The organism is Roseivirga sp. BDSF3-8, from assembly GCF_041449215.1.
Taxonomy (GTDB): Bacteria; Bacteroidota; Bacteroidia; order Cytophagales; family Cyclobacteriaceae; genus JBGNFV01.
This window is the reverse complement of the sequence record NZ_JBGNFV010000001.1, coordinates 1284329-1304894: the sequence shown is the minus strand read 5'-3', so window position 1 is coordinate 1304894 and position 20566 is coordinate 1284329. Positions and strand designations below refer to the sequence as shown.

Annotated in this window: 18 protein-coding genes; 8 read left to right on the top strand and 10 right to left on the bottom strand. The window is 45.7% G+C overall.

Features of this window, described 5'->3' with window-relative positions; genetic code table 11:
* Positions 1–195: 195 nt before the first annotated feature.
* Positions 196–609, top strand: a complete 414-nt coding sequence (locus AB9P05_RS05100; RefSeq protein ID WP_371907728.1) for a BLUF domain-containing protein — start codon at positions 196–198, stop codon at positions 607–609.
* A gap of 252 nt (positions 610–861) precedes the next feature.
* On the opposite strand, the gene AB9P05_RS05095 is transcribed toward AB9P05_RS05100, so the two are convergent.
* Positions 862–1452: a DUF4136 domain-containing protein gene (locus tag AB9P05_RS05095; protein ID WP_371907727.1), complete on the bottom strand. Its 591-nt coding sequence runs from the start codon at positions 1450–1452 to the stop codon at positions 862–864.
* Positions 1453–1803: 351 nt separating this feature from the next.
* Entirely contained in the window at positions 1804–2328 is a 525-nt protein-coding gene (locus tag AB9P05_RS05090) for a Kazal-type serine protease inhibitor (RefSeq protein ID WP_371907726.1), read from the bottom strand.
* A 713-nt stretch (positions 2329–3041) separates the two neighbouring features.
* Between AB9P05_RS05090 and AB9P05_RS05085 the strand changes: the two genes are divergently transcribed.
* The 5 genes from AB9P05_RS05085 (at position 3042) to AB9P05_RS05065 (ending at position 10162) form a co-directional block, all read left to right on the top strand.
* The gene (locus tag AB9P05_RS05085) at positions 3042–6191 is read left to right on the top strand and encodes a PAS domain S-box protein (protein ID WP_371907725.1); all 3150 of its coding nucleotides are present in this window, start codon (positions 3042–3044) and stop codon (positions 6189–6191) included.
* Positions 6192–6353: 162 nt separating this feature from the next.
* Positions 6354–6476 (top strand): hypothetical protein, encoded by a 123-nt coding sequence (locus tag AB9P05_RS05080; protein ID WP_371907724.1) that lies wholly within the window; start codon positions 6354–6356, stop codon positions 6474–6476.
* A gap of 390 nt (positions 6477–6866) precedes the next feature.
* On the top strand, positions 6867–7028 hold the full coding sequence (locus AB9P05_RS05075; RefSeq protein WP_371907723.1) for a hypothetical protein: 162 nt from the start codon (positions 6867–6869) through the stop codon (positions 7026–7028).
* A gap of 151 nt (positions 7029–7179) precedes the next feature.
* Positions 7180–7881: a LytR/AlgR family response regulator transcription factor gene (locus tag AB9P05_RS05070; protein ID WP_371907722.1), complete on the top strand. Its 702-nt coding sequence runs from the start codon at positions 7180–7182 to the stop codon at positions 7879–7881.
* A 31-nt stretch (positions 7882–7912) separates the two neighbouring features.
* Complete coding sequence (locus AB9P05_RS05065; RefSeq protein ID WP_371907721.1) at positions 7913–10162, top strand: ATP-binding protein; 2250 nt, start codon at positions 7913–7915, stop codon at positions 10160–10162.
* A gap of 72 nt (positions 10163–10234) precedes the next feature.
* Here the strand turns inward: AB9P05_RS05065 and AB9P05_RS05060 are convergent, their stop codons facing one another.
* From AB9P05_RS05060 to AB9P05_RS05045, 4 genes are all read right to left on the bottom strand, one after another.
* The gene (locus tag AB9P05_RS05060; RefSeq protein ID WP_371907720.1) at positions 10235–11335 is read right to left on the bottom strand and encodes a DUF1573 domain-containing protein; all 1101 of its coding nucleotides are present in this window, start codon (positions 11333–11335) and stop codon (positions 10235–10237) included.
* Between the two features lie 5 nt (positions 11336–11340).
* Positions 11341–12588, bottom strand: a complete 1248-nt coding sequence (locus AB9P05_RS05055; RefSeq protein WP_371907719.1) for a T9SS type A sorting domain-containing protein — start codon at positions 12586–12588, stop codon at positions 11341–11343.
* Between the two features lie 128 nt (positions 12589–12716).
* Entirely contained in the window at positions 12717–14015 is a 1299-nt protein-coding gene (locus AB9P05_RS05050; RefSeq protein WP_371907718.1) for a T9SS type A sorting domain-containing protein, read from the bottom strand.
* A 9-nt stretch (positions 14016–14024) separates the two neighbouring features.
* Positions 14025–14792, bottom strand: a complete 768-nt coding sequence (locus AB9P05_RS05045; RefSeq protein ID WP_371907717.1) for a hypothetical protein — start codon at positions 14790–14792, stop codon at positions 14025–14027.
* Between the two features lie 449 nt (positions 14793–15241).
* Here AB9P05_RS05045 and AB9P05_RS05040 point away from each other — a divergent pair, with 449 nt between their 5' ends.
* Complete coding sequence (locus AB9P05_RS05040) at positions 15242–17005, top strand: T9SS type A sorting domain-containing protein (RefSeq protein ID WP_371907716.1); 1764 nt, start codon at positions 15242–15244, stop codon at positions 17003–17005.
* Positions 17006–17086: 81 nt separating this feature from the next.
* On the opposite strand, the gene AB9P05_RS05035 is transcribed toward AB9P05_RS05040, so the two are convergent.
* From AB9P05_RS05035 to AB9P05_RS05020, 4 genes are read right to left on the bottom strand one after another with little or no spacing between them, the layout of a single operon-like run.
* The gene (locus AB9P05_RS05035) at positions 17087–17818 is read right to left on the bottom strand and encodes a class I SAM-dependent methyltransferase (protein ID WP_371907715.1); all 732 of its coding nucleotides are present in this window, start codon (positions 17816–17818) and stop codon (positions 17087–17089) included.
* A gap of 48 nt (positions 17819–17866) precedes the next feature.
* Positions 17867–18040, bottom strand: coding sequence for a hypothetical protein (locus tag AB9P05_RS05030; RefSeq protein ID WP_371907714.1), 174 nt, complete (start codon positions 18038–18040; stop codon positions 17867–17869).
* On the bottom strand, positions 18037–18612 hold the full coding sequence (locus AB9P05_RS05025) for a hypothetical protein (RefSeq protein WP_371907713.1): 576 nt from the start codon (positions 18610–18612) through the stop codon (positions 18037–18039). Before AB9P05_RS05025 ends, AB9P05_RS05030 begins: the two co-directional genes overlap by 4 nt.
* A 27-nt stretch (positions 18613–18639) precedes the next feature.
* Positions 18640–19002, bottom strand: coding sequence for a DUF2200 domain-containing protein (locus AB9P05_RS05020; RefSeq protein WP_371907712.1), 363 nt, complete (start codon positions 19000–19002; stop codon positions 18640–18642).
* 411 nt (positions 19003–19413) lie between these two features.
* Between AB9P05_RS05020 and AB9P05_RS05015 the strand changes: the two genes are divergently transcribed.
* Positions 19414–20157 carry a hypothetical protein gene (locus tag AB9P05_RS05015; RefSeq protein WP_371907711.1) on the top strand — a complete coding sequence of 248 codons (744 nt, stop codon included), beginning with the start codon at positions 19414–19416 and terminating at the stop codon, positions 20155–20157.
* Positions 20158–20566: the final 409 nt, after the last annotated feature.

Genomic DNA, 20566 nt, shown 5'->3' with positions numbered 1-20566 from the left:
TGAAAATAAACAAAATAGGAGATGTATTCTAGTCTGTTTTTGGAGAGGTGATTAGCTGACAAACTATATAAAGCGGTAATTTTTAGTGAAAATATACAATTGATCCGCAGGGGAGTTTTTGATGTGTTTCTTTAATAATACCTGCCTAAGTTTGCACAGTATATTTTTTTCAACTTTAGTTAAACAAATTTTAGAATGCTTTCAAATCTTGTATACGTTAGCAACAGAAAACCAAACTGCAGCCCGCAAGATATCGACCAGATACTCTCTGCCTGCATACGTAATAACAAGAAGCAGGATATTACGGGGGTACTACTTTACTCTGAACAAAAATTCGTGCAGTACCTGGAAGGAGACTATAAAACGATCATGTCTCTGTATGATAAAATAAAACTCGACCAGCGTCACAGCAATGCGGTATTGATTTCCAGCGGACCTATAACTGACAGAACTTTCCCAAGCTGGCAGATGGGGTGTAAAAAGCTGGATTTGAAATCTGTAGAATTTGATACAGCGATAAGTAAAGATGATAGAGTGGAGTTTCAGAATGTACTGTCTGGTAAAGAGAGTAATCGAGCCATGACTATTATCAGTAAGCTGTTTTATTAATAAGCCTCTGCCCCTGAAGGGATGATTGTATTATCTCTTGCTTATAAACCCGGTGAAGTTATCGCCGGGTTTTTTTATTAGGTAGGACTAAGAGGATTTATCGGCCTAAAAACCTTTTTTCTGTTGAAAAGCCGGCGACATATTGGATGACCACATAGGCGAGGGGGCAAACTTCAAGTAGAGAGATATGTCACAGGGGTTTTCTGTAGCTAGGCGCGGTGCCTTAGGGCTCTATTTTGCGTCCTGAAAAAATTATTGGGTGAGTGGATATTCACTAAATACTTCTTCAACGAGCCTGGCGATTCCTTCGCTAGTATTATTCCGGTAGATGTCATCGGAGGTGATGCCTTTCCATACGGTTTTTTTGGATTCGCGCTCAACGATGTCAATAACGAGTGTGCCTTCCTGATACTGATAGGTGTCTGTGTTATAGCCAATGACATTATTGTAAGCCCCGTAGCCTCTATAGTAGTAGGTGCGGTAATAGGGATTAACGGTAGTAGCTCCGGCAGTGTAGGGATAGGCTGCATAGGGTTCCCTGGTTACGCCGGTTTCTGTATCGGTCTTTACGCTGATTAGTACGAGGAGATCGGGATTGTCGCGGTCGAGGGTGTAGCCTTGCTCCATCATGTTGGTATTAATGGTCTGTATGACTGTCTGATTTACTTCCTCGTTATCGTAAGACCTGTTCTCGGCGATATTACTGCTATTGGGCAGATAGGCAAAGGTCTGGTACTGACTGAGGTCTTTATTGTTTGGCTTAAAGGTGCGTACCTGGGGGGCGCAGGCTGCTGCAGTGTATAAAAAAGCGAATGATATAATTATTGAAAGTGTATACTTCATTAGTCTGCTTTTGAATTCGTTGTCTTCCTACTTTAACCGCGGTTCCTGATACTTGTTTGGCGGGGTTGTAAGCTAATTTATTGATATTCAGGTTTTTTTGGTGTTGGTGACGGCGCTAAAGCCCGAAGCTCCTGATGCCAAACAATATTTGGAGAATTACTTCACATACTCTTCCTAGCGAAGTCGGACGTGACCAGGTACCAACTTCGCGCAAATGGTCACCACGGGGCCAAACGTGGTCTGATACAACCCCGTGGTAGTTTGCCAAACACAAAATTATATTTAAATAAAAAGAAAGAGGCTGCCTTTTGATGGCAGCCTCTTTGGTATTTAGCATTTACTGTATGGGTATTATTCCGGACATGCCCCAGGGGTATAGAATAGTACGCCATTCTGGCGTGCCACGCAATCGTTGCTGTAGGTTTGGCCATCACACCCGCACACGGGGTCGTATTCAAGGGTGCATACGAAGTTTTCGCTGAAGAATTCGGCGACGGCTTCACTTTTACAAATTGAACTGGTGTTTTCACACGCCCCATCGGTGGTGTTGACAAAGCCATACCTACTGGCCTCACAGGCATTATTAAAGGTAAAAAGGCCGCAGGCACATACGGGATCGAGGACGGCAATACATACTCTTTCAGGATCAATAACAGAGGGATCGAAGCAATTTCGCAAGGTGTTAAGTATACGGGCGTCTTCTTCGGTTTTTACATCGATTTGGATGTCGGCGGGATCTTCAGGGCCTATGTACTTAACATGTGATTGTTGTTGTGTTACCTCGTCCCGGGGAACTGGTTCTGAGGCATTCTTTTCACAGGCAAAATTCACCAGTAAGCATACAAGAAGAGCGGGGAAATTTAAATGGTTTTTCATAGGAATTATTGTTTTAGTGGTGTTTTGATTACCACTTTAAGTGGGTATTGTTTGAGTTTCTGTGTGTTTTATTTCTTATTATAAGACATTTTATTCCATCATTTATGTTTTTATTGACGATATGCGGGTAGTAATCACTTTTTGGGAGGAGTACCCCGGGATTCCCCAATATTTTTTTAAAATGGGGCGTGTCACCTTATTGAGGCTTGAGTGGAAAGGTGAAGGTATTTTTTCCCTTACCACTTGAAACCGCTGCAGTAAAGAGGTCTCGTATCAAGCTATGGAATGCTCGTATTTGTCTATAAAGATCAGGGAATATTCGAGGATCAGTAGGCTTGCCGGGTGATAAGGATACGCTGGCTTATGTAACTTTTATTTTTTCTGGTAATATTTATGTCCTGTGCTATACAAGTATGTCGCTGATCATGCTAAATATTACTAGTTGAAGGTATGATAATAATGTACTTTGTTGGCTGTGTGTTTTATCCCTTAATATCATGATCTAATAAAGAAGAAGGTGTTTTGTCTTGTGGCCTTATGTTTAAAGGCCTGGCTTAAGTATAGTTATACAGCACAATTGACCCGGATAGTTAGCTATATCAGCCATTATGGTTGGTCTCATCTATCTTCTGTATGGTAATAGTATGATGTGCCTTATTAAATCGAGGTGTCTTCGGTAATATTGGCATAAGAACTACCGAATGATAAGATTTATGAGATCAGCCAGTATCAAACTCACCTTTGGGTTTACATTTCTTGTGCTTTTCGTTGCTTACGTAAGTGGAATCATGGGCTCTCAGCTCTTGTATTCAGATAAAGCAGGAGAGGACTTGCTTGACGTAATCCGGGAAAGTAAATATGACGCAGCCAGGCTTGCCTTTCTACTGGAGGCGGCCCGAACGGAAGGCGGTACGGTTATCTCCGAGATTGAGAAAGTGTCAGGAGGGCTGGACCGCCGGTTTAATGCGATGAAACAGGGTGGAGCTATTCAGTTAGGTAATGAAACTATCATGATGGGGCCTGCCCCGGAGGCACTGCGGCCGGAAATAAAAAACCTGCTTACCTCGTGGCAAACCTACCAGGTAACTATGAGCGGGGAAGGAGAGGGTGAAACAGTGGGTAACCGGGCGCCCCGTCAGGTTAGCGAGCAGCTACTTGAGAGCCTGAGTATGATGGAAGCCTTTATTAAGGAGGAGCAGAGAAGGCTAGCGAGTGCCCACCAGACTTTTATCATCGTGTACTCCCTGGCGTTTGCCATCCTTTCTATCGCCGCCTTTTACTTTATTAACAGATATGTGTCAAGCCCTATTGAGGTTATAAGGCATACTTCCGCAGCTATGGCTTCGGGTAAGCTTATGAAAATCATGTGGCGTAAAGCTCCTGTAGAGATCAGTGAGGCTATGGAAAACATAGACCGCTTACGGGATAACCTGGAAAAATCGGCGGCATTTGCGGTAAGTATTGGCAACGGAACTTTCGATAAAAACTTTACTCCGGCGGGAGAGGATGACGAGTTGGGTGCGGCTCTGCTTACTATGAGTGAGCAACTACAGCAGGTAGATGTTGAAGATACCAAAAGAAGGTGGGTGAATGAAGGCCTGGCAAACTTTGCAAATATACTTCGTGAGGAGCGGGACGACCTTGCTCAGATGTGCCATACCATACTGTCTAACCTGGTGAAATACCTGGAGGCAAATCAGGGTGGCTTGTTTGTGGTAGAGGATTCTAATGGTACGGAGGCTTACCTGGAGTTGATGGCGGTGTATGCCTATGAACGTAAAAAGTATCAGACCAAGACTATAAAGAAAGGTGAAGGTCTGGTAGGGCAGGCATGGCTGGAAGGAGATATCATATACATGACTGAGGTGCCGGAGGATTATGTACTAATTACCTCGGGTATAGGTGAAAGCACTCCCCGTAGTATGGTTATCGTGCCTCTTAAACTAAATGAGGAAGTACTTGGTGTGCTGGAAATTGCCTCTTTCAGGGAGTATGAAGAGCACGAGCGCAATTTCTTACTGAAACTCTCAGAGAGTATAGCTTCTACCCTTTCATCAGTAAAGGTAGCGGAGCGTACACGTAACCTGCTGGTACAGTCTCAGCAGCAGTCTGAAGAGATGAGGGCGCAGGAGGAGGAGATGAGGCAAAACATGGAGGAACTGCAAGCGACGCAGGAAAACATGGAACGTAAGGAAAGGGAGCATTTGTCGGAAATTGACCGCTTGCAGAAGCAGCATGAAGAAACGGTAGAGAAGTTCAAGCGGCTGTCTGTTGTGGCGGATAATACGGACTCTGCTGTGGTTATTACCGGCGCGGATGGCCTGATACAGTTTGTAAATCCGGGCTTTGAGCGCCTAACGGGATATGGAGAGGAGGAAGTACTTGGTATGAAACCTGGAAAACTTCTGCAGGGGCCTGATACAGACCTGGCCTCTGTAAAGAGAATGGGTGAGCGGCTGGCAAAGCAGCAGGGCTTTTATGAAGAGGTGCTGAATTACAGAAAAGATGGAAAAGAGTATTGGGTGGCACTTACCGTAAATCCTGTCTTTGAGAACGGCGTGCTGACTAATTTTGTGGCGATCCAGGCGGACATCAGTGATTCTAAAAAGGTGTCACAGGACTTCACAAACCAGCTTAAGGCGATCAATATGGCGAACCTGGTGGTGGAGTTTGATACTAACGGGTATGTGCTGGATTGTAATGAGAACTTCCTGTCTACTATGGAGTATGATAAGGCTTCTCTGATAGGACAACATCATTCTACGCTGGTGCCTGAAGATGAACAGGATGAGGCGTACCGGCAGATGTGGCAAGGCCTGGCAGCAGGGAAACCAGCGGAAGGTACCTTTATGCGTATAAAGGCTGATGGCAGCCTTGCCTGGCTGAAGAGTGTGTATACGCCAATTATGGACTTTAAAGGCCGTGCTTATAAGGTGATGAAATATGCCCAGGACGTAAGCGGTCAGGTTACGAAACAGGAGGAGATGCGGCAGACGCTGGAGCAGGCGGTAGATGCGGTGATCACAATTAATAGCCAGAAGGAAATAGAGTATATGAATTCGGCTGCCGTAAAGATGTTTGGCTACACGTTCGATGAGGTGAAAGGTCAAAATGTAAAGATCCTGGTGCCTGATGAGCATAAGGGAAGCCATGACGGCTATGTGGACAGGAATATGCACACGGGTGAAAATAAGGTGGTAGGTAAAACCCGTGAGGTGGAGATGCAGCATAAGAATGGTAAGCGCTTCTGGGGCTTGTTATCTCTGAGCAAGATCAACATTGGAGGAGAAATCCGGTATACGTCTTTCATAAAGAACATACAGGAACAAAAAGAACTGGAAATCCAGGTCAGACAGCAGTTTGAAGCCATGCAGGAGTCTGAAGAGGAGATCAGGGCATCTGAAGAGGAGCTACGTCAGAACATGGAAGAGATGATGGCGATACAGGAGGATATGGAGCGGGTGACGCGTAATTACTCTGCCATTCTGGATCAGGCGGTGGATGCAGTGATTACGATAGACACTCATAAGAATATATCCTTCTTTAATGAGGCGGCGGAGAAAATGTTCGGTTTTACGGGGAGTGAAGTAAAAGGGCGAAATGTGAATATGATTGTGCCGATGGAGCATCGCGAGCAGCATGATGGGTATATTGACAATAATGTAAAAACGGGTAAGAATAAGGTGGTAGGAAAAGGTCGCTTTATAAAGGCCCGCCATAAAGATGGAAAAGAGTTTGAGGCGCTGCTTACTTTGAGTAAAGTAAAAACGCCGGAAGGGTATCAATTTACAGCTTTCATTAAAAGTATGGATGAACTAAGGAGTCTGCTTACTCAAATGGAAGCTGCTAAGAACGACATGTAGAATTGTTAGTATATATATAGTTTAGCAAAAGGCGAGGCCCGGAGGGTTTCGCCTTTTTTATTTCACACCTGTCCTAAATAGACTGTAGAGGAGGGAAAAGACTGGAAGCCAGCCGAAGTTGCCTTATATTATATAGGTAGTGAATCAACACTATATCCAGTCATGTCAAAAGGAACACTTTTCAGTCAGATAATCAGTCTGCCTCCCACGGCTACTTTTAAAAGAATAGGTCAAAAATACCAGGTCAACAAGCTGGGTAAATGGCTGAGCACTCATACCACCTGATTGCGATGCTGTTTTGTCATCTTGCTAAAGCTGACTCAGTATGAGATATATGACAAGGCCTGAAGGCTATGTCAAAGCACATCGTCCATCTTGGTGTCGATCGGGCACCTCGTAAGTCCTCCATAGCCTACATGAATAAGTATCGTTCCTGGAAGGCTTTTCGAGACTTTTATTAGGCGTGGCAGGCATGACAGCCCTTCAAGCGGACTGGTATGAAACGCCTGAAGTGCAAGGTGTTAATTTGGGGACAGCACCACTATTCCCCTATTGTTACAGGCCTTTGATTGGGCCTATTTCCGCAGTGGAAAAGGCGCTGTCAAGCTCCATACTCTGCTGGACTATGACGGGTGTCTTTATTCCTTTATTGAGATGGCAGGAGGCAGATAGTATATGAATGTACCTGGTGGTAGTGTATTAGTGGCAGACAGGGTCTGCCTGGACTTTAAGTGGCTAAATGTTTTGGACAGCACCGGGGTCTATTTCGTGATCAGGGCCAAAAGTAACCTGAAAGCTCAATTGATGGCTGATTATGCGGTCACCGGTCAAGGCTGATTGATTTCAAATCGTTTCGGACGGGTGTGATATATTTTAAGAAGTGGGGGAGGTAGGTTGCCTATTAACCAGCGGAGAAGAATGCAATGGAGTAATCTGTGTATCGGACGCCAGTATTTATTATATTAGTTGCAATTAATTCAACCTGCTAATGCTGAACTGTGTCATCATTGAAGACGAGTTGCTGGATATTACACTACTCTCTGCCTACGTGAATGAGGCCCCTAATCTACGCCTTCAGAAAACTTTTATGAATCCGCTGGAGGGTATCCAATATCTTTCCCAAGAGAGCACAGACCTGCTGCTGCTGGATGAAGAGATGCCGGATATCAGTGGCATACAATTGGCTAAAAGCCTGGCAACTCCTCCCCCCGTCATAATGGTGACGTCTCACCTAAATATCGCTGCTGAGGCTTATGAAATAGATGCGGTGGATTTTCTTTCGAAACCGATTACGTTCGAGCGATTTTTGAAAGGCATAAGTAAGGTTTATCGCAGGCTACAGTTGCAAGCTCACCATACAGGTTCTGAAAGCTCAGCGCCTGATAGTAAGATCACGATTAAAAGCGGCTGGGAGCAGCACAGGGTGTCACCTGCCGACATTTTGTACCTGGAGGCGAAGGGTAATCAGGTAGTAGTCCATATAAGGGACTCTTCGCCTATAACCTCCCATATGACTTTAGGCAAAATGATGGACCTGCTGCCCGGTAATAGCTTTTTCAGGGTCCATCGTTCATTTGCTGTTAATAAATGGGCGGTAAAGAAAATAGAGCGTCACCAGCTATTACTGAGCAAGGCAAAAGTACCGGTGGGACGTAGCTACCTGCCAGTAGTACAGCAAAAATTTGCCTAATCACCTTCCTCATTTTATGTATTTACCTGCTATGGATAAAATGGTATTCCTGTTTCTGCTCATAAGCGGAATGTTCTGCACCCCTTCTCTCAGCCAAAACCATAAGAAAGAAAGAGACAGCCTGTGGTTTGCTATGAGGAGGTACGATAAAATTCCGGAGCAGGGGCTGGATGCGGTGGAAAGATATAGAGCACAGGCGGCACCTTCAGGAATGCCCCGGGTATGCTATTTAGGGTTGCTGGATGCTAATACGCGTATGTTCCGCTATTATGCAAATAGAAAAAACAGAGAAAGCATTAGGTTAGATGATATCGGTGCATATAAGCAACGATGTGGGGCCCGGTGCCGGGGCTATGCAGCTATAGCCGGGGCGCGGACCAGTGCTACTGAGATAAAGGATTCGCTATATGCGGCCCTCAGCCGTGAGGCAGTGGAAGCAGGCGATAGTAGTATGGCCAGTTATGTTATGGCTTTAAGGGGCAGGCAACTTACGTACCTGGCAAAGTTATATGAGGCAGATCAGGTGATCGACAGCTCACTTATGTACTTACCGGATGATGGTGGCTACCTGGCTAGTCTTTGCTATAGCTACCAGTCTATCTTGCTGGAGCGTGAGGGGTTGAATAAGGAGGCGCTTCATATGGCAAACAGAGCCCTGGCTATTGCTACTCACCGGCAGGATACGGGAAGGATGATAGGTATATTACATGGTATGGGTATTCATCTGGGCAGAATGGGGAACTCTGACTCTTCGGGCCACTATTTCATGGAGGCCATCAGGTTGCAGGAGACCTTTATAGGTGAAGCTGACCCTGCTACCCTAAATAATATGGCGAATACTTTTGCTGATATCCATGATGATAGTACGGCACGTCATTATTTCTTCAAATCACTACGCATTAACCGGCGAAGGGGTGAGCATCGTAATCTGATGTATAATTTCATCAATCTGGGGGTGAGCTATAGGAAGTCGGCTCGCTACGACTCTGCCCTGGTCTATCTGGATAGTTGTAAGCACTATGCTTCTATGATACCAGACTCAATATTTATGGCATTGGTGGATTTTGAAAAGGGTAAGGTATACAACCGGATGGGGCAGCATAATAAAGCTCTGGGATTTACCCGGGCGGCCTATTCACAATTGAAAGATCGCGGAGCGGTTCATTACCTTAACCGGTGCCGGGTGTTGCTGGCAAGGCTTTATTATGAGATGGAGAACTTTGCCAAAGCCTTGCAGATGGTAGCAGAACTGAATGCTGACGATCATGAAGCGAGTGATTTAGCGGATGCTTATGCCCTTGCTGCTTTAAAGGCAGATATCTATGAGGCTACCAGCAATCATACGAGTGCGGTAAAGCATATCCGCCAGGCCATGGAGCTACAGGATAGTCTGAACCGGCAAATTAGAGAGGAGGGTATTTTAAAGCTACAGGCCGCTTTTGAGACCAAAGAAAAGGAGGCAGAGATAGCCCGGCTTGCTTCGGAAAGTGCAGAAAAAGAGCGTGCCCGCAGGCGGTTGATTTTCATCATAGCCATCATCTCTCTGCTTACTTTGGCGCTGGGCTGGTTTATGGTTAACTATTATCTGGCTCAGCGCAGGCTTAGGGCAGTAGGGAAGGTGAAGGATCGCATACTTTCCCTACTGGCTCATGATGTGCGTAATCCGCTGCAAGGCCTTCTCGGGTTGATCTATCTGCACAAGCTAAAGCGTATGCCGGCCAATGAACAAAAGGAACACCTTGTGGACATCGAGGATAAGGTAAAGTCCCTGCTTAAACTCACTGATGGGATGTTATTATGGTCGAAAGGGCAGTTTGAGGGTAGTAGCCTGGCTCCCACTAAGGTAAGAGTGGCCGATCTTATGACCGAGATAAAAGAGGAGTATGATCACGAACTGAAAGAGCGGAAGCTGGAGCTCAGGGAAACTTTGGAGGTGAGAGAGGTAATAGCTGATCCTGACATACTGAGATTAGTATTGCGTAACCTGGTTGGCAATGCCGTACGGTACACGCCTACCGGGGGGCAGATAATAATAAGCACGGCCTCTGCGGGCAGGGGCAGGGTCCGTATATCAGTGCAGGATAATGGTGCCGGCCTGACAGATGAGCAGATTGATGCGGTAGTACGTGGTAAAATACAGGCGCCGGGTGAGGGGGCTCAGGGAGCAAAAGGTAAGGGCATGGGTTTGAAACTGGTGCAGGAGTTCCTGGCGCTAATGGGTAGTCGCCTGCACGTGAAAAACAATAAGGAAGGAGGGGGCAGCTTTAGTTTTTATGTCTGAAGCTTTACCTCCCCCTCCTTGCAGGTGTTTATCGTATAATCGGTTGGTTCGAATACAGAGAGCTATACCAGATTATTTACCCTTTAGGACGGCAGCTTCAGGCTCAACCATAGCCTTGACCGTTAGCCGCCACTGAGGCTGTGCAGGATCGTTGAGAGCTACGAGGCCTATATAGTAGTGCTCTCCCAAAAGGTCTGCAGGTGCCGTATAGTCCAGCCTCACTACGGCTTTATCTCCGGGTATTACCTTATCCGTAGAGGAGGTTATTTTCAGGCATGAGCAGGTAGATTTTATCTTTCTGAGAAGCAAGGGGGCCGTTCCTGTATTTTCTATGGTTAGGTCATAAGAAGTCTGCTCGCCAGCCGCTACCGTACCCAAATCTACCTTACTGGCGGGAAGCTTGCTTGCCGGTTTGTCCCTTCCCGGCAGGGTGGAGGCAAAATTTTCTTCGATATTTGCTTTAAAGTAAAATTGCTGGTCCAGTTTGCTTACACTCTCAGCGCTTATAGGCAGTGTAAAGTGATCTGCGGTTTGTGTCCAGTAGTTACCGGCCGCCACATCCCATACCAGCCCTATTTGGGCCTCTTCTCCGGGGGCCAGTTGATGAGGCAGGTTTATGAGCCGGGTACCTATGGGCATGGCTTCAGGCTTGCTTATGGTAAGCGTTTCTTTCTGGTCATTTTTCACTTCTATCCAGGCAGTATCTGTCTGGTCATGCCAGAGGCGGCCAAAGTCCAGCATCCTTTGCTTTAGGTAGAGAATGCCGGACTTAACAGGGTAAGCATCAGGAATAACCTCTCCGGTAATGTAGACGGTATACACCGTGTCCAGTCCGGGCCCGCTCAGACCTATGGCCCGGGTAAACGGCCCCGGCCTTCCGTCAGGATCGAATTGCACCAGCATGTCGGTACTTTGTCCCGGGGAAAGCCACTCATTATCGATAACCGGGGTGGTGCATCCGCATTCTTTGTACACTTTGCTGATATGGATGGTATCGGTATGCAGGTTTTGAAGAGTAAACCGCGTACTGATCAGGCCATTTTCTTCTTTGATCTGCCCGAAGTTGTGCGTGTCTCTGTCAAAGCCCAACCGGGAGCCTTGACTCAGCGCCACATGACTGAAGGTGATATGGGCTATTAGCACAAGTAATATGAATCTGATTAATGAGTTCATTGCCCTTATTCTTTAATGATTTTACTGGTTAGTAGTGTGCCCTGCTGCCCTTCTACTCTTATAAGGTAATAGCCCTCTTTTAAAGAGGTGAGGTCCACATCCAGGTTATAGGGGCCGGCTGGTAGTTGCTTATTTACCAGGATTGTTTGTACTACCCTCCCCTGATTATTATATACTCTGGCCGTCAGTTTTTCCGGCCGGGTCAGGTCCAGTGCCAAACGGGTGTGGCCTCTGGTAGGATTTGGGTAGACAATGCCTTGCTGCTTTTCTGCACTCTGTGCCTGAGCTATGCGGCTGGACGGGCTGCCTATCCGGCTGTTACATCCGGACAGTGAGGGGGCTATATGAAGGGGGCGGTTATCCAGCCGGGGGCCGCCTATGATGGCTCTTTTGCTGCCAACTGGTTTAAGGATGGTTCGCTGAGTGCTGTTGCAGGCACTTACCTGGTACTCAGGGCCGGTGTTGCCGGTGTAGTTTTTAAAATCAAACATGTACAGGTTGCCGGTGATAGAGAGGTTTTGAAAGCCCCTGACAAAAGGGTGTTTCTCCCAGTAGCAATCGAACCCTTTATCCAGCCGGGCGATATCGGGCATTTCATTGCTGTAGTTTTGGTTGAATAGGACCTGGCGTGCATCTTTCCATATGCTTACCTGGTAGTTTTTGGCAGAGGTGGAGCCGGTGGCGTATATGTCGATACCGGCTTCATTGTTTCCGGCATCCACGGATTCGAAATTGCCGTTACCTTTGAAGTAGTCCTGGCCTATACGGTAAAAGTTGCTGCTACCGTAGTCGAAAAACCAGATGCCTCCTGTGCCCATGTAGTACTGGTCATTACTTCCGCCGTTACTGTAATTGATTAGGATAACCTTAAAGGTTCCGGACAGACCCTGGCCGGCATACTGGGGTGGGAGGTTAGCAGGAGGCGTGCCGCAGCTACTGCCACAGGCAAAGAGGGTGTAGCGGTTGCCGCCATTCTCTAGTATGACGGCATCGGCCCATGGTCTGGCGGCATCTGGTGTTAAGGTGCTTTCTTCAAATGACCGGTAGAAGTTAGTTCCGTTGACTCTTATATAATCAAAGATCCAGCATGCGCCAGGGGGCAAGTCGCTCTGTACCAATACTTTTTCTTTATACCCAAGACTGGAGCCAGAACCCGTATAAGCCTCCCAGGTTCGGAACTCAGGAAACAGGCTTTGGGTATTGCCATAATATGGGAGGGCTAATATTATGATCAGGTATATATATCGCTTCATATTTATCTGATTAAATGGTGGTTGTAGTCCCTGTAAATATAAAAGGCTTATATCCATAGGGTGAAATGTAAGTAAGGCTGAATTTAAATAAAGACAGCCTTACTTTTTTGAAATCTGTATCTGCAGCACTATTTTTTAATGAACCTGACGGTTTTTTCAATCCCGCTAAGGGTATTGACTCGCAGGATATAGGTGCCGGGTACAAAATTTGTTACGTCTAAAGGGACTACTGATCTACCGGCATTTAATGTGCTTTTTTGTAACACTTCTTTTACCATATTGCCATTTACATCATATACCCTTATTTCTGTTTCTTCATCATTAATAGAGGATATAGATATATTGGTTTTGGTATCAGCAGGATTAGGGTAAACCCTTACATCGTAATTATAAGATACTTCCGATAGTTCTCCAGAGGTGGTATCAGTTGCAAGTCTATTACCTGTAAATGGAACTTCTACATCAGAACAATCAAATGGTTCACTTGAAAAAATGCCAAATAAATCATCAAGACTTATAATTTCTACAGCCGTGTTTGCAGCGTTCCTCAATATGTTATTGGTGCTTCCGTCACAAGGGCTACACCTATAACCCAATTCCCCTGAAGTAAAGCTTGGGTCGGTTTGAGCTTGACATCTATATCTCCTGTCGCCATCTGTGACATAAAAATCATATATTTCTGCACCTAAATCATTATAATCCCTCCAATTACAAAAAGAGTAACTTTGAGACCGCCATTGTATCTGTGGCAAGTCCCCTACGTACTGACGCCTAAAGACTTCTTCACTATTACCGAGTTTGCCCACCACCGTATATATATTATCCTCAGGAGTAGCTTGTGGGTCAACTACTGCTCCAAATCGTGGCCTTGAGTCAAGACAGAGGTATGTAGAGAACGAACTTTCTATAATGCGGATTTGAAATCCACAATCAGTACATGGTTCAATAAGCGTGTATTTCCAAATTGCTGAGTATTTTGCTTTAATAGAACTCTCATTATCTCTTATCGCATTATTATAACTAATGATGACTTCGTCCGGAATTTCGCCATACTGTAAGGCACTAGGCGAAACATTAATCGTCGTACTCCCACATGCACTTGTAGAGCCCGTTCCCATAACCTGACCCTGGTTAGATATAATTTTAAATTGAACATCATCAGCACTACAGTTTACTCCACCTGATAAAAAGGAAAATTTGACGGATAGAGTCTCGATCCTTCCTTTCGTAAAATCCAATGAGCCCGGTGCCGCATGTGAGGAAGAGGTTGAACCTGTGTTTCGGTTATCATAATCATGAGTATAGCTACTTTCACTGGTAAATGTTTGACCTGCTGCCAAGTAACTTATGAGCGTACATAATATTAGTAGAGCAGTTTTTTTACCTATAGCACATCTCGAATAGAATTTATTAATTAAATATAACATATCAATTGCTTATTTAAGCTTAGCCTGGATTAACTGCTCTATCTGGGCCTGCTGCTGCTCCAGTCTGCGCTCCTGGTCTATGGCGTGCAGGGTCAGCTCTTCTATCTTTTGAAGTAACAGCTTATTCATGTGGGCCAGGTCAAAGCCTTCGGCCTCTACTTCGGCGGCGCTGGGTATACCGGGCAGGTGGTGGTTCTCCTTTATAAAGCTTTCGGTAGCATCCAGGCTAAGCAGGTCATAGTCTTCATCGAAAACGAAGTCAGGCCAGTAAGCGCTGTTTTGTACGTGCACCTCTTCGGCCATGATCTTACCATCTACAGAAAGGCGGTAGCCTGCAGGTACCCGGGCCGTAGACCAATCACCGCTTATGGCAATTTTTTTAGACCAGAAATGGCTTCTTTTAATTGCAGCTACCCATGACCAGCCAGCTGTCGTACTTGTACGGTTACCAAAGAACAAGTGGTCCTTGGCATGAGAAGCGGGACTTGTATGAAAGTACCATTCATGCTGCCCGGTCGCCCCTTGAGTAAAGTGAATACCGTGCCTTGTGGCCAGGTTGCTGTCCCATACATGAAAGCTGGATCCCTGCAGGCGTAGCTCACCATCGGAGACCAGTCTGAGTCGGGCATCATAATCAACATTATTGTTTTTGAAGTCAATATAGGGACCGCCGGACCAGTCGAGTTCAAGGCTGGTCTGAGCCTGTGAAGAGGCTGATATGAGAAGTATGGCCAGTAGCGTGAAAGCCGATAGGCATAGTTTGTTAAAAGTTTTCATAGGAATGTGTGATTAAAGGGTAAAAAATAATTTCATGCTTCAATCAGTAAATTCCTGTCATTTATATCCAGTGTTTAGTGCAGACAACCACCTTTAGGGTGTAAACAACATGATATATGATGTGAGTGGATTTAAGGGTAGTTATGCATATTATGTAGCTTAATAAGAAATGATAATTATTGCTTTGAATGAGTGGGTTTTTTTATTATATATGCATTGTCATTATATATACACCTACCGTAAATAATAAATACCAACACACGTGAACAAGGTATTTCAGCATCAATGGTAGGCCGGATAATTCCATCTGAAAGTTTGAGATAATGTGATAAACAGGTTGCCTGGTGTGATATGCATCAGGTTGCAGCCAGTGCATACTTTTTCAGCCCTTATTGAGTGGCTATAACCTTTGTTAATAAATGAATCTTATCAATATTATGACCTGACCTATGAAAAAACTATTCGTAACCTATCTCTTCCTGCTGACAAGTTTCTGTTCACTGAAAGCTCAGACCATGATGTTTGATACAGAATCGGTTGCGGAAAAATTATCAGCCAGGCAAACCAACTATTTCGAAAGGATACAGGCCCGTAAAAAGGTGGATAAGGTTTATTCACTAAGTGTAAATCCGAATATCTTACATGCAGAAAAAATCAGTTTTAAGGTTGGTAATGAACTGGTTACGGCTTATCGATTGAAAGAGAACATTCGAAACGCAGAAAATTTTTCCTGGTTCGGGAAGACCACCGAAGGAGAGGGAGTCTTTTTCTATGTTAATAATGGCAAAGTAGCCTCAAAATTTAATGTGGGAGAATTCTCGTATACATTAGTTCCGTTAAATGAGGGGGCTCACTCGCTCATACGCTTTAAAGATACTCATATTGGGGTGTGTGGTACTCCGGATGTAGCAGAATCCAACGCCGGTCGCTGGTCTCAAAACCACAAATTAGCTAATGACGGAGGATGTACGCTAAGGGTGCTAGTGGCTACTACGCCTGGCGCACGGCAACAGATCTATAGCAGTGGGTTTGATCTGTCTACCTTTGCACAAGTAGCCATAGATGAGGCAAACCTGGCGTACATTTCCAGTCAGATCAATGTTACCATGGAGCTTGCTGCTTTAGTTAATACGGGCTACACGGAATATACAGGAGATAAGCACGTGACTGATGTAACGAGGTTTCGAAACGGTACTAATGGTCTGGAAATTACCCACAGTGCCAGAGAAAGGTATCAGACGGATGTGCAGGTGCTGGTAAGAAAGAATGAATCGGGCATATACGGCAGGGCCTTTTATATTCCTACCGTCAGTGAGCCGGTGGATGGGTCAAAAGCATTTTGCACCGTTTCAGTTGATGGGGTTACAAACGGGCGGTTTTCTTTTACACATGAAGTCGGGCATTTACAGGGGGGAAGGCATGAAAACCATAGCACAAGCCCCTCCTATGCCAGGGGCTTTTTATCATCGAACAGTACGAATGCGTGGCGAACGATTATGACGAGAACGGGTGCGGCTCCCTGTAATCAGTCAAATTCGTGCCGGACCGGACTGTTTTCAAACCCTGCTGTTGCCGGACCGGGGGGTATACCTGCCGGAACGAGCGACCGGGACAATGCCCGAAGGATAAACGAGACGTCATTAGCCATGAATAATCTGAGAACGAGCCCTTCTACACTTCTGCTAACCAGCGAAACGATCACTTCTGAACAGGTCTCGCATCATCTGGGTAATTCTGTGGTAGATACTGACAATAGAAGCATCATCTATCAAAGTGGTAGTCTCAGCACCATAAGGGCACAAGACAGGATCATATTACGTGGGGGCACTCACATCCGGCAAGGAGCTGAGTTTCGCGCTTATCTCACCGGCAATCCCTGCGAAAGTTTACCTGCCTACATACAGGTGCAGGAGGTTATCGGCCAAAATACAGAAGATGGAAAGTATATAGGTAGCGATTTGGCCTTAGCAGATGAGTTACAGTTGGCCATTTATCCTAATCCTTCAAATGGAATTGTGAATCTTCATTTTAAAAATGTAAATCTATCCACCTATAACGTAACTATTTATTCTATGCAGGGTGGGGTGGTGTTTGAAAAAGCGTATTCGGGGGCAGAGACTAAAATAGATGTAAGCCATTTAAAAGCTGGTTATTATTTCATTGGCATTAGAAATGACACTATGAAGCTGATAAGAAAAATAATACGGAAGTAATCAGGATTTATTTGCGCTCATTTTATTGAAAAGCACAAAGGATTATGTTTTACGCTTTCAGTGAGGTAAAACTATATTAAGTTATTCGGCATGCATAGAACTGGCGCTTTTAACCGCGCGGATACAAAGAAAGGCGGGAAATTGATTGAGCTCTTTATAATGGTCAGGGTCGAGCTTCTCAAACTCTTCTGTGGGTAGAGGCTCCAGTAGCTTGTCGATAAGGAAGCCATTATTAGTGAGGGGGGTGATGCATTGATCAAGAGGTCGTCTGTAGCTATGAACTTCCACGGGGCTGCCAAAGCCTTTCCAGGTACCTTTCACATTTTCTATGGCAAAGTAGTTTTTTGCTTTGAAGTAGATGTACTCAAAGAAGGGGTGCTCGACAGAGATGATGAGCTTTCCATTTGGCTTAAGTACTCTGTAAAACTCCCGGATGGCGGGGTTCCAGTCGGGGATGTAATGGAGGGCTAGTGCTGATAATACAAAATCACAGGATGCGCTGGGTATACGCTCTGCTTTTTGGGTAAGGTCATGTACAAAGAACTCCCCGCGACCTTCGTTTCTTTCCCGGGCGAGCTGTATCATCTTGGGGCTCAGGTCGAAGCCAGTGACGGTAGCTCCTTTTGCCATGAGGATGCCGGCGTATTTGCCGGGACCGCAGGCAGCATCCAGTATGACTTTTCCCTGCAGGTGAGCAGGAAAAAGGCTTAGGGTATTGGGGCGGTCGTAGTGGGCATTGTGTGGTTTGTGGTCTATGAGGGCATTATAGCGTTCTGCCATTTGCTCATAGGCGGCAAGTATTTTCTCTTTCATGTGTCTGAGGGCAAGGGGGTATTTGAGGGTAAGATGAAACGGTGAGGTCTAGTCTTTGTTTAGCCACTGCTCAAAATAGAGGTTCTTGATTTTTTGACGATTGGCAGCGTCTATGATTTCTGTACAGCTCCACTGCTGGCCAGTGATGGTGGCTGTGTACCAGATGGTTTCATCATCATTTTCAAACACCCGATCATTATTGGTGTCTCTGAGCGTCTTCATGATGATCTGACTTTATTTCCCTTTAACACTTCATAGTAAAGGAGGTGCTCGTGTGGCGGGGATACGCGCATGAAGTTACGGCCATCCATACCTGATACAAACAGGAAGTGGGGGTCTTTGCCGTCGAGCTGGCCGTCGTTATTATAATCCTGGTCACTTATAGTATACAAAACCTTGTGGGGCAGCCGGGTGGTTTTCTCTTGTGTATAGTCTTTATTACCAGCTACGTCTATCACTGAAATTCTTACCTTTTCTTGGGTGAGCAGCCTGGTATCCATGGTGGTAGGGTTATAGAAGAGTACGTTCCAGTAGCGGGGGTAGCTCCGTGCATAGTAGCCATCTTTAGTAATGGAGATTCGCTTATCCATAATTCTGGTAGATACAGGAATGAGGATATGCTGGCTGCTGTCGGGAATGATGGGCTCTTCGTAGAGAAATACAAACTCTGTGAGCACAGAGTCGATCTGGGCTTGTGAGAGATTCTGGTTTCTGTTCCGCTGAATAAGTGGCTGGTCCTCCTGGCAGGAAATGAAGGGTATGATGACGATGAGCAGGGTGATAAACCGGTGCATTGTATGTGTGTTTGGTATAACGGGTAGTTAGGACCTGAGTATTTTTTCCATCTTTCGGCCTTTGGCAAGTTCGTCTACGAGCTTATCGAGGTAGCGGACCTTTTGGGTGAGTGGATTTTCTATTTCTTCTATACGGTAACCACAGATGAGGCCCTTGATTAGCGGGGCATGAGGATTTAAAGTGGCATGTTCGAAAAATGTAGTAAAGGTTGCTTTCTCTTCAATTAATTGCCGTAGCCTGGGTTCATCGAAGCCGGTAAGCCATTGGATGACCTGATGTAGTTCTGCAGTAGTCCGTCCTTTTTTCTCCACCTTGGTGACGTAGTGTGGATAAACGGAGGCAAAGGTCATTTTAGCGATGCGTTCATCGTGGCTTGCGGTGGTTTTCATACGCTTTATTATAGTGTGTCTTTGATACTCAATGTAAGGAGTAATTTTGTTTGAGCAAGGAGGTCATTAAAAGAGATGCATAGGCCTTTGATTTTGGGGATTAAGGCACGTGGGGTTTTATATATGTCCCTGAGGAATTGGTTATGGTTCTGCTGTTTTAATTTCTTCTTATAGTTCAATAATATGATGCTACAGAAGTTGTCCACAGCGCTTATAGGATACCCACGGGATACCCACGGAAAAGGCACAGGGTGCCCGGAGGGGTGATATGGGTTATATTATATTTAGTGATGATGTCTGTGAACGGCATATGGGTGCGGGGTGTGCTTTTGCCTTACATGTATGGTTTGGAAACGTTGGAATCAGCTATTTTTAGCGGACTGAAAAACATGAAATGAAGGCTGTTTAATCATGGCGATCATAGAGAATAACCCGTGGATAGAAGGTGCGCGGGGTATGGTGCGAAATGCGATTGTGTACCGGCAGCGGGCGGGAAGGACTATTGTGTCAGCCAGGCCGGCGAAATCATCGAAGCCGCTTAGTGACAAGCAAAAAGCGCATCACAGGCGGTTTAAAAGGGCGACTGGCTACGCAAAATCGGTTGGGAGTGACGAACGTATGTATGCGTTGTATAAAGCAGGTGCTCATGGGTTTAATTCCTGGCAAAATGTCGCGGTAAAGGATTATATGCATGCGCCGGTGGTGGATGATGTGTTTGTATCAGAAGTGAAGGACGGCAGACCGGCATGTATTCGGGTGTATGCGCACGATGACTTTCATGTGGCTTCGCTGAGTATCACGCTAAGGGATGCGGAGGGGGTTGTACTGGAAGGTGGTGAGGCGAGTACGGTGATAGTGAATGGTGTATATGAGTACCGGCTTACCGGTGAGCTACCAGGGGCAAAGGGGCTATGTGTTACGGTAGTGGCAAGGGACTTGCCGGGTAATGAAACGGTATATGATAAGGTACTGATAGAGGCTGAGGAAAAGCCTGCCGCTGAGGTGCCGGTAAAAGAAATAGAAGTAGCGATGGGGGACGGGGAGCTGCTTTCCGGAATAGTGACTGATAAGGGTAATGCTGCTAACTATGGGAAGAGGAGGAATCTCTCTGGGTTTACGGGGGTGAAGCAGTGGGTGTGCAGGGCACCAACATAGGGGGGTATAGCCAATATGGTTTTCGAATATACCCTGCAAGGCTACCCATTGGGCTTTGCCTGTCAATGATGAAGGGCTCATTACGAAGACTTATGAACAGGTGTCATTGGCCTGATGTTCTTATGTGATAGGGGACTGCCTGGTCAGCAAGACGGGTATGAGGATGTGGGGTATAATATTATTGCATAAGGGAATGACACTCATTTAACGGCCCCAGGTTGTGTGCTGCCGTAAGAATATTGAACTAATGAATGATGAAAAATTTTCAGGGTAGGTATACTCTTACTGATGGTGGCAGGTGGCTTATGGGCATACTATGGAGGGGAAGTAGGGGCTGTTTTTGATCCGGTTTTTTTTTAGAAAGCCGGGTATGCTAGTTTTAGGCAGAAGGATATAACCATTTAGCCCG